Source organism: Oscillatoria salina IIICB1, assembly GCF_020144665.1.
Classification (GTDB): Bacteria; Cyanobacteriota; Cyanobacteriia; order Cyanobacteriales; family SIO1D9; genus IIICB1.
This window is the reverse complement of the sequence record NZ_JAAHBQ010000015.1, coordinates 44,386-56,863: the sequence shown is the minus strand read 5'-3', so window position 1 is coordinate 56,863 and position 12,478 is coordinate 44,386. Positions and strand designations below refer to the sequence as shown.

At 41.0% G+C, this 12,478-nt stretch carries 14 protein-coding genes and 1 tRNA gene; 6 read left to right on the top strand and 9 right to left on the bottom strand.

All coding sequences use genetic code 11. From position 1 onward, the window contains the following. Positions 1-35: 35 nt before the first annotated feature. The 3 genes from G3T18_RS05920 to G3T18_RS05910 all read right to left on the bottom strand — a co-directional run bounded on the left by G3T18_RS05920 (position 36) and on the right by G3T18_RS05910 (position 2,006). The gene (locus G3T18_RS05920; protein ID WP_224409610.1) at positions 36-626 is read right to left on the bottom strand and encodes a hypothetical protein; all 591 of its coding nucleotides are present in this window, start codon (positions 624-626) and stop codon (positions 36-38) included. Between the two features lie 59 nt (positions 627-685). Beyond that, positions 686-994: a hypothetical protein gene (locus G3T18_RS05915; protein ID WP_224409609.1), complete on the bottom strand. Its 309-nt coding sequence runs from the start codon at positions 992-994 to the stop codon at positions 686-688. 130 nt (positions 995-1,124) lie between these two features. Next, on the bottom strand, positions 1,125-2,006 hold the full coding sequence (locus G3T18_RS05910) for a hypothetical protein (protein ID WP_224409608.1): 882 nt from the start codon (positions 2,004-2,006) through the stop codon (positions 1,125-1,127). Between the two features lie 367 nt (positions 2,007-2,373). Between G3T18_RS05910 and G3T18_RS05905 the strand changes: the two genes are divergently transcribed. Both G3T18_RS05905 and G3T18_RS05900 read left to right on the top strand, forming a co-directional pair. After that, positions 2,374-3,291 (top strand): TIGR04168 family protein, encoded by a 918-nt coding sequence (locus tag G3T18_RS05905; protein ID WP_224409607.1) that lies wholly within the window; start codon positions 2,374-2,376, stop codon positions 3,289-3,291. A gap of 22 nt (positions 3,292-3,313) precedes the next feature. Then, positions 3,314-3,398: transfer RNA gene (locus G3T18_RS05900), tRNA-Ser, on the top strand. Positions 3,399-3,407: 9 nt separating this feature from the next. Here G3T18_RS05900 and G3T18_RS05895 read toward each other — a convergent pair. Then, positions 3,408-4,031 (bottom strand): thiaminase II/PqqC family protein, encoded by a 624-nt coding sequence (locus G3T18_RS05895; RefSeq protein ID WP_224409606.1) that lies wholly within the window; start codon positions 4,029-4,031, stop codon positions 3,408-3,410. Positions 4,032-4,153: 122 nt separating this feature from the next. On the opposite strand from G3T18_RS05895, the gene G3T18_RS05890 reads away from it, so the two are divergent. The 3 genes from G3T18_RS05890 (at position 4,154) to G3T18_RS05880 (ending at position 6,625) form a co-directional block, all read left to right on the top strand. Beyond that, positions 4,154-5,227: a thiamine phosphate synthase gene (locus tag G3T18_RS05890; protein WP_224409643.1), complete on the top strand. Its 1,074-nt coding sequence runs from the start codon at positions 4,154-4,156 to the stop codon at positions 5,225-5,227. Next, positions 5,227-5,448, top strand: a complete 222-nt coding sequence (thiS, locus tag G3T18_RS05885) for a sulfur carrier protein ThiS (protein ID WP_224409605.1) — start codon at positions 5,227-5,229, stop codon at positions 5,446-5,448. Before G3T18_RS05890 ends, thiS begins: the two co-directional genes overlap by 1 nt. A gap of 214 nt (positions 5,449-5,662) precedes the next feature. Continuing rightward, entirely contained in the window at positions 5,663-6,625 is a 963-nt protein-coding gene (locus G3T18_RS05880) for a DUF1517 domain-containing protein (RefSeq protein WP_224409604.1), read from the top strand. A 220-nt stretch (positions 6,626-6,845) separates the two neighbouring features. Here G3T18_RS05880 and G3T18_RS05875 read toward each other — a convergent pair whose 3' ends face one another. After that, positions 6,846-7,697: an ABC transporter permease gene (locus G3T18_RS05875; protein WP_224409603.1), complete on the bottom strand. Its 852-nt coding sequence runs from the start codon at positions 7,695-7,697 to the stop codon at positions 6,846-6,848. 107 nt (positions 7,698-7,804) lie between these two features. Here G3T18_RS05875 and G3T18_RS05870 point away from each other — a divergent pair, with 107 nt between their 5' ends. Beyond that, complete coding sequence (locus tag G3T18_RS05870) at positions 7,805-8,524, top strand: Uma2 family endonuclease (RefSeq protein WP_224409602.1); 720 nt, start codon at positions 7,805-7,807, stop codon at positions 8,522-8,524. An 8-nt stretch (positions 8,525-8,532) separates the two neighbouring features. Here G3T18_RS05870 and G3T18_RS05865 read toward each other — a convergent pair whose 3' ends face one another. From G3T18_RS05865 to G3T18_RS05850, 4 genes are all read right to left on the bottom strand, one after another. After that, on the bottom strand, positions 8,533-9,414 hold the full coding sequence (locus G3T18_RS05865) for an ABC transporter permease (protein WP_224409642.1): 882 nt from the start codon (positions 9,412-9,414) through the stop codon (positions 8,533-8,535). Between the two features lie 178 nt (positions 9,415-9,592). After that, entirely contained in the window at positions 9,593-10,717 is a 1,125-nt protein-coding gene (locus G3T18_RS05860; RefSeq protein ID WP_224409601.1) for an ABC transporter substrate-binding protein, read from the bottom strand. A gap of 126 nt (positions 10,718-10,843) precedes the next feature. Next, complete coding sequence (locus G3T18_RS05855; RefSeq protein ID WP_224409600.1) at positions 10,844-11,251, bottom strand: hypothetical protein; 408 nt, start codon at positions 11,249-11,251, stop codon at positions 10,844-10,846. A 3-nt stretch (positions 11,252-11,254) separates the two neighbouring features. After that, positions 11,255-12,394, bottom strand: coding sequence for an ABC transporter ATP-binding protein (locus tag G3T18_RS05850; protein WP_224409599.1), 1,140 nt, complete (start codon positions 12,392-12,394; stop codon positions 11,255-11,257). Positions 12,395-12,478 lie beyond the last annotated feature (84 nt).

Here is a 12,478-nt window from a genome sequence, read left to right as displayed (position 1 = left end):
CAACAATCTTTCTCAGATGACTGATCGCTATACATTCAATATTCATGAGAAGAAATTTCTGAGCTTTCTACCTTAGTCAGACGATTCTGTAATTGTGGCAATAACCATCGATTTATAGCTAATCCTGTAAGCACGCCGAAAATAGCACCTAAAAAACCTTTGAAGCCAATAGCACCAGCCAAACCACTTAGAATAAGTATCCATTTTTTATTTTTTGCTTTTGAGATCACATTTTTCTTCAAGAATTCTTGGCTATTTTCTGGACCGTAATTCAAGAGAGAAAATAGCACTATCATCAAAATTATTCCCCAAAATTCAAACAGGGTTATCAATAATAAAGCTGCTAGCAAAATAGCTAATGCCTTTTCTCTCAGTTTTTCTACTTTCTTCAAGGATAAATTAATAGAGGATTTGTTGTATCCATAAATTGCAAAACATAGCCCGATTGCAATTCCCACATAAAGACCACCTCTTAACCCCAAAAATCCGAATATAGTAATGGATTCATTAGGATTATTTTTGGCAATATACCGCACTACAAATCCTGTAATACTACTGGTTAATGTTCCTAGTAGTACAGCACCTATTCGACCACCAAAAATACCGTTAAAAACAGATATTGCCACTTTAAATTTTTCCAAATTTAAAGCTTCTAGTAATCGAAAAATACCTAAAAGTAAGCTAGTTAAAATACCCCCCAAGCACCAACTCCAGCACCACTAAACATTCCGCCAAAAAAACCCGTAATTGTATTAGCCGGACTCAAAAAGCTACCACCGACAAAAGTAAATATAGTATCTGAAAGTAGCGGTATTGCTGACCCGTACTCGGTGCTTTCAGAAAAACTCATTAAGTAAGAAAATCCACCTTCTACCATTCCGATGCACGCTCCCGCAGCCGCACCAACAAAGCAACCAACGTGGATACCATATGTTACTTTAATGATTAGTAAAATAACTGAACTAACAATTGTTATTTTTCTTTGTTCAGACATAATTAATCATCCTTTAATTTATTTATCAATCGCTCTATGAAAGCAAAATACTATTCACTAGATATTGACAAGTATTTGGCAAGCAGATATGTATTTCTTTCTTAAACACACAAAAGATAATTGTTAACTATTACTTTATTTCCAGAGAGTGCATTTTTATTTCATAAGTTTTCCCTATAGTGCTACAAACGTGACCTGAAACTGCATCTTCAATTTCCCAAAAGGTTACAGCTTCTGCTTCTCTTTCTCCTAATCCAATTACCGCTTTTCCCGTACATCTTTCATTACCACCGATATCGATAAACTTATATTCCGCAATATCCCCACCATATTGACCGCACTGACTGGGATACAATACGCCACTTACACCATCTTTAAGGTAATAAGAGTCACTTGGTTTTCCAGTGACACAAGCTTCTTGATAAGATCGCAACTGCCTAATTTTTAAATTTCCGTCTTGACTCACTAGAACATTACTAGAAATCATGCCAGTTTTATACTCCCACTCCGTTTGATTTTGAGTTTGCGCAAGACAAGTTTTTAATCCTAAAATAATAACAAAAAGAATCAAAATTCTTCTCGACCAAACTCGAATAAAAACTACTATATTATCAATCTTATCTAATAAACTTTGTTTACCCTCCTGCTTTCTTTTTACTTTGGCTATTTCATACTTTTTGCGTTTTTCTTTTTTGTTTATTTTGGCTATTTTTTGTTCTACTTGTGCTTTTTTATCAGCTAATTGTTCTATTTTTCTGCATAAGTGATAAAGATTCGGATTGCCAGAAATCTCTGCTGCATCTAAATGCGCTGAAGCTTCTATCCAACGAGTACCTCCGTAATTAGAGTTTATGTGTTTTTGAAGTTTTTCTATTTCCTGTCGATAAAACTCTGCGCGCTCGTGTAAAATTTTTAAGCGTTCGTTGGCAAAGACGTGGTTGGTGCTAGTATAGCCTCGAAAAAAAGGATTTTCTACACTAGCTTTTAAAAAAGCATTCAGAAGGTATTTCATGGTTAGGTATTTTCAATTATTTACACGAATTTAAGGTACGCTACAGCGCATCCTAAAATCCGCGCCCACTAAGTCTTTATGGCTGAGAGGCAAATTTGGCAAGATAGCAAATAAGTTGGCAGTGCCTAAACCTGATTTATGACGGTTTTGATTGTAAAATAATATGCTGTTGCTTCGATTATAAACTACGATTCCTACAACTGTTGGTGTAGAGATTTACCTTTCTTAAGAAGATAATATTTGTTCTTTTTGGCAATACTAAGTTAGTATACTTGACAGTAATGGGTTTATAAATTACTGTCAAGTCCTCCCCGATCGCTAGCTCAGACCTTTTATCCTAGAAAAGGAACACCAGAGGGGGACTTTTATGAGCGATCGCGAAAATCAGCAGATAAAAATTGCTGTGGTTGGGGATGTACACGAGCAGTGGGAACCAGAAGATGAATTAGCCTTAAAACATCTAGGTGTCGATCTAGTCTTATTTGTCGGCGATTTTGGGAATGAGTCGGTAGAAGTTGTCCGCGCGATCGCTAATCTGACTCTTCCTAAAGCCGCAGTGATGGGTAATCATGATGCTTGGTATACTGCAACTAATTGGGGTCGCAAGCGCAGTCCTTATGACCATAGCAGCGAAGATTGGGTACAACAACAGCTAGATTTGTTGGGTGAAGCTCATGTAGGCTACGGTAAGTTAGATTTGCCTCAGTTACAATTATCGGTGGTAGGGAGTCGTCCTTTTACTTGGGGTGGTTCTGAGTGGAGAAGCAAAGAATTTTACCAATCGCGCTACAACGTGAATAATTTTGCTGAATCGACGATGCGAATTGTGGCTGCGGCGGAATCTACGATGTATGATACAGTGATTTTTCTTGGTCACAACGGTCCAGCAGGTTTAGGAGACAAACCAGAAGATACTTGTGGACGAGACTGGAATCCTCAAGGTGGTGATTTTGGCGACCCCGATTTGACAGAAGCGATCGCGAAAGTGCGTTCTTTCGGGAAAAATATACCTTTAGTTACTTTCGGTCATATGCACCATCGGCTGCGCCATACTGAGGAAAGATTACGCACGATCGTTAATCAAGATACTCAGGGAACCGTTTATCTTAATTCTGCCCGCGTACCCAGAATTATTACCAACGAAGATGAGAAACTACGGAATTTCTCGATTGTTAGCTTGTCAAATCGCGTAGTTACAGAGATTTCGCTGATTTGGCTAAAATCAGATTTCAGTATCGTCTCCAAAGAAATTCTTTATCAGATTCAAGAAGTTTCGACGGTTTGATATGATAAATATACTTAACCTTGGAGAGGTGGCAGAGTGGTCGATTGCGCCCGACTTGAAATCGGGTGAGCCGAAAGGCTCCGAGAGTTCGAATCTCTCCCTCTCCGTTGAATTGTCTAGCTGGCATTAAAAGCCATTTGCCAGAAGTCTTTTTCTAAATGAGCTATTTGGAGAAAAGCTACTTGTGCTTGCTGTTGTTCGGATGGCTTAGCAGTAAATAAAGCTCGATCTGCTTGTTTTTCCAGGAATTGAACATATTCAGTAAAATCAGGATTACCCCAGCGATCGCTAAACTCTTGATAAGCTGGACTCATTTTTCCGGGTAGCTGCCAAGCTTGATTATAAGCCAGTTCGATCGCCCAAAATGCTGTCGCTTGCACCGGATAAGATTTATCAGCCAGTTCTTCGAGATACTCACAGTATTCTTGACAAGTAGGCTGTTTGTCAGTTTCTAGAGTTAATTTTCGTTCTTTTGCTTGAGTTTGAAACCAATTCAGTTCGGCTTTTAAAGCACTTAACCCCCCTAAAATTATCTCAAAATTATCCGCAGGAGCGTTGGCTAAAACTCGTGCCACAAAGCGAGTAAACTCAATCACAAACAAATAATCTTGTACCAGCCAAGTATCAAACTGAGAATCTTGAATTGTGCCAGACTTGCATCCTGCCAAAAAAGGGTGTACCGTAGCTTGTTGCCAAGCTTGAGGATGTTTTTCCAGTAGTTCAGAGCAGGTAAAGGTCATGTATATTGACTCCTATATAGACTGAAAATTTAACTTTAGCTTTGATCCTGCTGTAGCAGTGAAAAAATAAAGTAACAATGACGATCGCTATTTTTGGATCGCACTTAGGGGAGTTTTTGGCGATGGGCGAACAATATAACCAGGGTAGAGGACAAGAACGAGCAATTTATCGTATTCTCGATGCTAATCTAGACCGTGCTAGGGAAGGTTTGCGGATTGTTGAGGAATGGTGTCGTTTTGGGCTAGAGTCGAGTCCAATGGCACTCGAATGTAAGGAAATGCGCCAAGAGTTAGCCAGTTGGCATACTTCGGAGTTACGAGCAGCGCGAGATACTCCGGGCGATCCTGGTACAGAATTATCTCATCCGAGGGAAGAACAACGTTCGAGTCTTGACCAATTGTTACAGGCGAATTTGTGTCGGATTGAGGAAGCTTTGCGGGTTTTGGAAGAATATGGGAAGCTGTATAAACCGCAGATGGGAACAGCCTGTAAGCAACTGCGCTATCGAGTTTATAGTCTCGAAAGTAGTTTATTAGCTTATCCACGCCACCAGCAGCTTAAAAATGCTTTGCTGTATTTGGTAACTTCTCCTTCGGAACAATTGTTTAGTGTTGTAGAAGCGGCGCTGCAAGGGGGATTAAGTTTAGTTCAATATCGCCATAAAGAAGCTGACGATACAGTAAAACTAGCTCAAGCGAGAAAATTACGTCAGTTGTGCCATCACTACGGAGCTTTATTTATTATTAACGATCGCCCGGATTTAGCGATCGCTGTGGATGCTGATGGAGTTCATTTGGGACAACAAGATATACCAATTGCACTCGCAAGACATTTGTTAGGCTCAAGAAAAATTATCGGTCGTTCGACGACAAATCCTGAAGAAATGCAAAAAGCGATCGCTGAAGGTGCGGATTATATTGGTGTTGGACCTGTTTATGAAACGCCAACTAAGCAGGGAAAAGCGGCTACTGGCTTTGATTATATTCGCCATGCTGCCCAAAATTCTCCTATCCCTTGGTTTGCGATCGGTGGTATAGATCCAAATAATTTAAATGATGTTTTAAATGCTGGGGCGACACGAGTAGCTGTTGTTCGTGCGATTATGCAAGCAGAACAACCAGGCTTAGTAACTCAATATTTTCTCTCTCAACTAACGAAAAGACAAACTCTCCGTCGTTTAGAAGCAAAAAGTTAATGTCTGAAGCTACAAAACAAGTTACTCTCCAAGTTAACGGCGATCCTGTTACCTGTAACGCCCAAATTAGTTTGCCGGAACTGCTACAGCAACTAAATTTTAATCCGCGTTTGGTGGCAGTGGAGTACAATGGCGAGATTTTGCATCGGCAAAATTGGTCAGATACACAAATACAGCAAGGCGATCGCTTGGAAATCGTTACCATTGTTGGTGGTGGCTGAATGAGGTAATTCTCAGATCTGGTTCGGTTTTCCTCATGAATAAGCCGTCGGCAGAAGCCCTCTTTATTGAGATAAATTAAGAACTGTAGCGGGTAGGGCGAAATTACCGTCAGTTAACCGCTTCTAAATCTTAAGACTTATCGGGAGAGAGGTGTTTTCTTGCCCGAATTGTCGTTAAGGTATTATTTCAGTTCGGTTAAGCGCAAATATTCAGATGCTAAAGAAACTACTTCCCAAATTTAAACCGCTTTTAAAATCTTTGTTAGTCGTTGGACTGATTTTCACACTCGTATTTTCTCACGCCCCAGATGCTTTAGCTGCCAGAAGTGGCGGGCGTATTGGTGGCGGTTCATTCCGCGCACCAAGTCGGACTTATTCTCCTCCAGGCGGTGGTTATCGCGCCCCAGGAGGTGGCTACGGCTATCCGGGAGGCGGATTTGGCTTTCCGTTTTTGTTTCCCTTCTTCGGGATTGGAGGGGGATTTGGCGGGCTATTTACAATTTTGATATTTTTGGCGATCGCCAATTTTATTGTTCGCAGTTTCCGCAATAGCGGTATTTCTGGTGGCGATGGTGCAATTAGTTACAGCAACCCGAAAGTTTCTGTCGCTAAAGTACAAGTGGGGCTTTTATCCGATGCTCGTAACCTACAAAAAGAGTTAAACGATCTCGGACGTACTGCTAATACCGATACTGCTGCGGGTCGTGCTTTAGTCTTACAAGAAGCAAGTTTGGCTTTATTGCGTCACCCGGAATATTGGGTTTATGGTGCAACTGAATCCGATCTCGCTAATTTAGATTCAGCAGAAGCTAAATTTAATCAGTTAGCTTTAGGTGAACGCAGTAAGTTTACCGAAGAAACACTTTCTAACGTTGAAGGTCAACTCAGACAAGCCTCTAAACCAGCATTAAATCAAGGTAACGGCGAATTAGCAACCCAAATTCCCCAAGAACCAGGAGAATATATTGTTGTTACCGTGGTAGTTGGTGTCGAAGGAAAACTCGACTTACCGCAGATTAATAGCGCCGATGACTTACGTCAAGCGTTACGAGAAATTGGTGGAGTTGGTAGCGATCGCCTTCTTGCTGTGGAAGTTCTGTGGACTCCCCAAGCTGAAGGTGATACTTTAACCACTGATGATATTTTGGCTGGATATCCCGATCTGAAGCTTGTTTAATTGGGACTGGTGACTGGGGTTTTCAGTGAACAGTTACCAGTGAACAGTTACCAGTTTATCCACCCCCTCTCCCTTGTCTCCCCCCTATTCCCCCTGTTCCTTGTCTCCAATATCTACTGATAACTGAATTCCCCCTCTTCCTTCTCTCCCAATCCCTACTCATAACTGATAACTGGTCACTGATAACTGATTACTGGTAACTGAAAACCCCAATCCCCAATTACTGAAAACGCTTTTTTTCCCCTTGGTAACGGATATATTCAGCGATAAAAGCAATGATACCCGAACCAAGAATTAATAAGACACTGAGAGCGTTAATATCTGGCTTGACACCTGTACGAATACGGCTGAAAATTTCCATTGGGAGGGTAGTTGCACCCGTACCAGCAGTAAAACTGGCGATTAAAAAGTCGTCTAAACTAAGAACAAAAGATAATAAACAACCAGCAACAATAGCTGGAGTTAATTCCGGAAGCAAAACTTTCAGAAAAGCTTGAGTAGGAGTTGCACCCAAATCCAAAGCCGCTTCTTCTAAGTTAGGATCGAGATTAGCAATTCGTGAAGAAACGACGATCGCTACATAAGCTAGACAAAATACGACATGAGCCGCGACAATTGTCCACAAACTTAAACGAGTACCAATTACTGCTAAAAAGACAAGTGTGGCAACAGCGATCGCAATATCGGGAACAATTAAAGGTAAGTAAGAAATACCTCGGTAGAGAGTTTTCCCAGGAAAACGATATTTAGCTAAACCTACAGCCATCATCGTCCCTAAAACTGCCGAAATTGCTACTGAAGCAAAGGCAACTACTAAACTATTTTCTAAAGCCCGAATAATCCTACCATCCTCAAACAGTTGGGAATACCATTTCAGAGTAAAACCTTCCCAATTGGTACTATAAGTAGCCTCGTTAAAACTATAAAAAGTTAGTACCAAAATGGGCAGATACATATAAAAAAACATTAAACCAGTAAAAACTACCTGCCAGGAAAAACCAGTTTTAGCTTTATTCATTTCAAGAGGAATTTCTTCGTCTTCCTGTGGTTGGTACATAATTTTATCAGTCATAACGCGATCGCCTATTTCCTTTTAATTTAGTCTTAATTTATTCCTAAATTGCAAAATTTGCTAGCAAAGCTAGCTAAAATAAGGGTTATTGGTAGGAAGATTTTCCGATGCTCAACTTGAATTTACCGCAAAACTTACCAACCGCCGCAGAATTACCCCATTCTGACGATACTCCTGTGGATAATGAACTGCAAGAATTGATTCCTGGTTTACTCAAAGCAATTTTATTACTAAATTGGGTAGAGCGTTGGGATTGGTTTTTTGGAATCGATATGGGTGTATATTATCATCCTGACCAACCGCCAATTATCCCTGATGGATTTTTAAGTTTGGGTGTGGAAAGATACTACGATGAACAATTACGCCTTAGTTATGTTCTTTGGGTAGAAAAAGTAATACCAATTTTAACTTTAGAGGTTGTTTCTGCCAATTATCGCGGCGAATACAGTCGCAAGAAAACCGATTATGCTCAGTTGGGAGTATTGTATTATGTAATTTATTCTTCTCAGCGTCGCCGGAAGCCGCGTTTGGAGGTACATCGTTTAGTTGATGGTGAATATCAATTACAGCCGGAAAATCCGGTTTGGCTACCAGAAATAGGTTTAGGAATTGGTTGTGAAAGAGGAACGTATGGGGGGATAACTAGAGAATGGCTGTATTGGTATGATGAGTCAGGAAATAGATTGCTGACACCGGAAGAAAGAGTCAAGCAAGCAGAAACAGAAGTAACTCAAGCCCAGCAAGAAGCAAGAGAAGCCCAGCAACGGGCGGAAAGATTAGCTCAAAGATTAAGAAATTTGGGAATCGAGCCAGATAGCTTGACATAAAATCTTTTTTATGCTTTAGGTGCCGAGCGATCGCCATATTTAATCAGGAGTGCGATCGCCAAACTGACAGCAAAAATCAAAACCATACTTAAAGCCGATCCAAAGCCCCAATTTCTTGCCGGACCGAGAAATTGATTATAAATTAAGCGAGAGATCGTCATACTTGACGCCCCCCCAAGCAATTCCGGATCGACAAAATCTCCTAATCCAGTAATAAATACCAATAGCGAACCAGCCGCAATGCCTGGTAAAGTTTGCGGTACAGTTACTTTCCAAAAAGTTTCCAGGGGATTTGCACCCAAATCCGCAGAAGCTTCTAACAAACGTCGGTCTAATTTTTCCACAGAAGCGTAAAGAATTAGCACCATATAAGGTAAATAACTATACGCCATTCCGACTAATACAGCAGGGGAACGATTTAGAATATCTAATCCCGGTATTCCAATCGCTCCTAAAATTGTATTCAGCACACCTGTAGGACGTAAAATTGTAATCCAAGCATAAGTCCGCAGTAGCGAAGAAGTCCAGAGAGGCAAAATAAAGCCCAACAACAGTAAATTACGCCAGCGCGGAGGCGACATTTGTCCCAACCAATAAGCCACAGGAAAACCAAAAATCAGACAAATAATCGTCGTCCCAGTCGCGAAAAACAGCGATCGCCTCACGACTATAAGATTTACTGGTTCAAAGACACGTAAATAGTTACCCAATCCATCCGGGTTAACTACATCACCAGGTCGTATGCCCTCAACTAAACTTAACTCAAAAATAACTAAAGTCGGCAATACCAACAACAAAAGTAACCAAACACCAGCAGGTGCAAGTAAAATTGTTGGTTCTAGCCACTGCAAGCGCCCTTTTTTCGTAATAACTGGCTGTTTTTCTTCCATTTGTTCAGTAGCATCAGGATTAGGAACTGAAGGGGTTAGTTTTGTAGACACGGTTAGATCGGCGATTAGTTACTGGTAAGAGATTATTTACGCTTTTTATCTTAATAATTTGAACGGGAAGAAATAAATAACTATAGCTATGTTTTTATTTTTTCCTCCGTAATGACAATAAATTGAACTAAGAACTGGTTAGTTTCGTCCAGTAAAGATCGTAAATTTCGCTAACTTCTTCACCAATTGGTGCGATTCCTTCACAACGTTCTAAAGCTGACTCTGGGGGAAAAAGACTTTTATTATTTTGAATTTCCGGTGGTAGCAATTTGAATGCCTCTTTATTCGGAGTCGCAAAACTAAGACGTTCGCAAATTTGGGCAGCAATTTCCGGTTGTAACATAAAATTAATCCAAGCATAAGCTCCATCCGGATTTGGCGCAGTGCGAGGAATAACTAAAGTATCCGCCCAAACTGACGAACCACTAGCCGGAAGAACGTAATCTAAATTCTTATTTTCCGGCATAATTTCCGTAGCATCACTGGAATAACACATAGCGATAAGTAAGTCACCACTAAGGATTTGAGTTCGCCACGCATCAGAAGTAAAAGCAGCAAGTGCTGGTTTAAGTTCTGCTAATTTTTCATAAGCTTCTTTAATTTCTCGAGGATTAGTAGAGTTGTAGGAATAGCCCAACAATTTTAGAGCTGCTCCGATTACTTCACGAACATCATTAACTAAAGTCATCCGTCGAGAAAGTTTCTGTTGATTATTCCACAGATAAATCCAATCTTGAGGTTCTTCGAGTAACTTAGTGCGGTTATAAATCAACCCCGTAGTTCCCCAACTCATCGGGACACTATATCGATCTTCAGGATCGTAGATCGGATCGAGAAAACGGGGATATAGTCGGTTCCATCCCTCAATCCGAGATTTGTCAAGCTGAGTCAACAAATCCAAATCTACCATTTCCTGCACCATATAGTCAGAAGGATAGATAATACTGTATTCCCCACCACTACTAGCTTGAATCCGCGCCAACATCGCCTCATTCGAGTCAAAAACATCAGCGATCGCGCGGATACCAGTTTGTTCGCGAAAACGTTCCAGAAGTTCATCATCAGTGTAGCCAGCCCAAGTGTAGATGTATAAAACATCTTTAGTTTCCTCCGGAGGAGTTTCGCTAATTTGGGCTAGCGTCCAACCACAGCTAGAAAGTGCCAGCCCAGAAACGGCGGCGGCAGCCGATCCTTGTAAGAAACGTCGGCGAGTCGAGCGTTTCGGGAATCTCGAACGGAATTTACGAGGCACAACTATTTCACTCCCAGTTAACTTTGACGCTCCACGTCCCACGAGGGCGTAGATTCTTCATTCATAATGGACAGGGATTAATCCCATTATTTTTGGTCAACTGATGCAGTGACAAGCAAATTGATTTTAACAATAACGTACTGATTGTTCTAATGGCAGAGGTTCTCCAGTTTCAGCATCAGTATTTTGACAAGCAAACATCACATTCGGAGGCAACTTCTCAAAAGTCAAATCTGCTCCAGCACTTTTAAGGACATAACCTCGAAGTTCCTTAACTGGTAGTTGAGTAAATTCATCAACTTCAGCCGTAAAAGAACGTAAAATCAGCGAAGCCGCCGGAGAACAGCCTTGAACCAGTCGATCGATAAAAAGATCCCTAGTATAGCGATCGTAACCGTAAATAACAACCTTGCCCTTTCGGCTCAAATCAACCACAAAACACTCACCCTTACTATTGAGGAAAGTAGCGATCGCCTGTTGGTAGCAATAAGCCTCCAACTCTTGTAAAAACGAATTTAATCCAGATTTCAACATTTCTCAATCCACCAAAGCCAAACAATCTTCTGCCAACCAATGAGCATAAATCGAGGTATTAACTTCAGGTAACTTAGCAATTGTATTCGGTTGCATCACTTGTACCGAATCGCCAGTCGCTGTTAGTTCCACCAAGTAATGAATATGAGTACCCAAATACATAATGTGTTTAAGTCGGGCTTCAAAACAATTTTGGGTTGTCGTCGGTGGCTCCAGAGAAAGTTTAATTTTCTCTGGTCGCACGCTTACCACTACTTTATGAGAATTTTTGGGTAGCGATCGCTCTTGGTCATTAGTTTTTACGATAATTTCCAAACCCTTACCCGTAAAAACCTTCACCAAAGAAGAATCATCGACAGTTACGCGCCCTTCAAACAAATTAGTATCGCCAATAAAATCTGCCACAAAAGGAGTCCGAGGACATTCATAAATTTCTGCCGGAGTCCCAACTTGTTCGATTTTACCTCCACGCATCACCGCAATGCGATCGGATAAAGACAGCGCTTCTTCTTGGTCATGAGTTACCATCACAAAAGTTAGCCCCAAGTCCTTATGTAACTTAGAAAGTACCACCTGCATTTCCTTACGCAGCTTTAAATCCAACGCTCCCAGAGGTTCATCGAGTAAAACCACCGCAGGTCGATTGACCAAAGCTCGCGCTAAAGCAACCCGTTGTTGCTGTCCTCCAGACAATTGATTAGGAAAGCGCCTGGCGTATTCAAGCATTTGGACGCTTTTGAGAGCTTCTTTAACTCGCGCTTCCACCTCCGACTTAGATAACTTTTTAATCCGCAATCCAAAGGCAATATTTTCTGCCACGCTCAAATGATTAAATAAAGCATAGCTTTGAAACACCGTATTCACCGGGCGGCGATAAGCAGGAACGTGATTCATCGACTTGTGTTGAATCAAAACTTCACCTGCTGACGGAGTTTCAAATCCAGCAATCAGGCGTAGAGTAGTAGTTTTTCCGCAGCCTGAAGGACCGAGAATACTAAAAAATTCTCCCGGACGAATAGCGATATCTACTCCACGAACAGCAGTTTCACCATTGAAAACCTTGAACACCTTACGCAGTTCAACGTCAAACTGTAATGGTTCAATCTCGGTCGAGCCTTGTTTTGGGAGGAAAATTTGAGCCATAGCTGGTATAACTAGAGAGTTAAGATGTCTTAAGTAAGTGTGAAGTGGGGATTGGGTAAACACAAACGCAGAATTTTCTTGATT

Coding starts and splice junctions, on each gene's coding strand:
- G3T18_RS05875 (WP_224409603.1), bottom strand. CDS start 7,697: ATGACTGATAAAATTATGTACCAACCACAGGAAGACGAAGAAATTCCT.
- G3T18_RS05905 (WP_224409607.1), top strand. CDS start 2,374: ATGAGCGATCGCGAAAATCAGCAGATAAAAATTGCTGTGGTTGGGGAT.
- thiS (WP_224409605.1), top strand. CDS start 5,227: ATGTCTGAAGCTACAAAACAAGTTACTCTCCAAGTTAACGGCGATCCT.
- G3T18_RS05870 (WP_224409602.1), top strand. CDS start 7,805: ATGCTCAACTTGAATTTACCGCAAAACTTACCAACCGCCGCAGAATTA.
- G3T18_RS05880 (WP_224409604.1), top strand. CDS start 5,663: ATGCTAAAGAAACTACTTCCCAAATTTAAACCGCTTTTAAAATCTTTG.
- G3T18_RS05850 (WP_224409599.1), bottom strand. CDS start 12,394: ATGGCTCAAATTTTCCTCCCAAAACAAGGCTCGACCGAGATTGAACCA.
- G3T18_RS05910 (WP_224409608.1), bottom strand. CDS start 2,006: ATGAAATACCTTCTGAATGCTTTTTTAAAAGCTAGTGTAGAAAATCCT.
- G3T18_RS05865 (WP_224409642.1), bottom strand. CDS start 9,414: ATGGAAGAAAAACAGCCAGTTATTACGAAAAAAGGGCGCTTGCAGTGG.
- G3T18_RS05890 (WP_224409643.1), top strand. CDS start 4,154: ATGGGCGAACAATATAACCAGGGTAGAGGACAAGAACGAGCAATTTAT.
- G3T18_RS05895 (WP_224409606.1), bottom strand. CDS start 4,031: ATGACCTTTACCTGCTCTGAACTACTGGAAAAACATCCTCAAGCTTGG.
- G3T18_RS05855 (WP_224409600.1), bottom strand. CDS start 11,251: ATGTTGAAATCTGGATTAAATTCGTTTTTACAAGAGTTGGAGGCTTAT.
- G3T18_RS05915 (WP_224409609.1), bottom strand. CDS start 994: ATGTCTGAACAAAGAAAAATAACAATTGTTAGTTCAGTTATTTTACTA.